The sequence below is a fragment of the Pseudomonas sp. FSL R10-1350 genome, from assembly GCF_009600525.1.
Taxonomy (GTDB): Bacteria; Pseudomonadota; Gammaproteobacteria; order Pseudomonadales; family Pseudomonadaceae; genus Aquipseudomonas; species Aquipseudomonas helleri.
This window is the reverse complement of sequence record NZ_WIVR01000162.1, coordinates 1-844: the sequence shown is the minus strand read 5'-3', so window position 1 is coordinate 844 and position 844 is coordinate 1. Positions and strand designations below refer to the sequence as shown.

Annotated in this window: 1 protein-coding gene; it reads left to right on the top strand. The window is 57.8% G+C overall.

The features are described from left to right. Positions 1-124: 124 nt before the first annotated feature. A complete protein-coding gene (locus tag GHO25_RS25645) occupies positions 125-553 on the top strand; it encodes a hypothetical protein (protein ID WP_153393382.1) in 429 nt (142 codons plus the stop codon). Positions 554-844 lie beyond the last annotated feature (291 nt).

Below are 844 nucleotides of genomic sequence, written 5' to 3'. Positions count from 1 at the left end.
TGAGCGTCTCGTGGGCTCGGGAGGCGTCTGTCAGGCTGTTCACGCCACCAGAGGTGGCGGTTTATCCGAGCAGCTTTTGGCTGCTCGGGATGCGCTACCATGCGATTTTTTAAGGAGCCATCTCATGCAGCGTTTGGTAAAGCCGTCGGATTACGTCCTGCAGGACGTTCTCGGCCAATCGATGTATCTGATTCCCTGGGAGCCCAGGCTCTGCCCGGGCAACCCGGCAGAAGATCCCGAGGTTGGCGCACAGCTTTACAACACATTCGTCCAGGATCAGGCCAAGGGTGTTGTACCCCGGGCCCCCGCCCAGCAGATGAGCGACATTCTGGATTGGGTTTTCGAAACGGCGGGCGAACCCGCCCGCCGCCTAGCCGCTGACCTGGCGGCAGCGTACCTAGGCAAGCACTCCTTCCTGATCGATGACCTGGAGGATTGGGACGCTGAAACCAAGTCGCACCGGGCGTGCCTGGTTTTTCATGGCGAGGACATTGGGGGACTTTCAGCTCGAACAGTCATGAAATTGCGGGCTCGAGCCGCCGCCGGATTTTAGCCGCTAAAATATCGTTCGACCGGTTGTTGCTACTAGCAACACGGGAGAGCATAACGAATAGAAAGGCCCCCCCGGCCGGCCGCCTGACTGACTGGCTGATGCGCTACGCTGGTCGCATCTAATGACCAAGTTAAGGAGTACTTATGAGCTTTGCCCATATCGGAGAAATCAAGGAAGTGAGTGACTTGAGCGAAGCCAATCAGTTGAGCGAGGCGGGGCTTGAGCTGTTGCAAATCGTCCCTGGCTGGTCCGCTGACAACAAGCCGTGCACGCTGTTTTATTTTGGTGTGC

Coding starts and splice junctions, on each gene's coding strand:
- GHO25_RS25645 (WP_153393382.1), top strand. CDS start 125: ATGCAGCGTTTGGTAAAGCCGTCGGATTACGTCCTGCAGGACGTTCTC.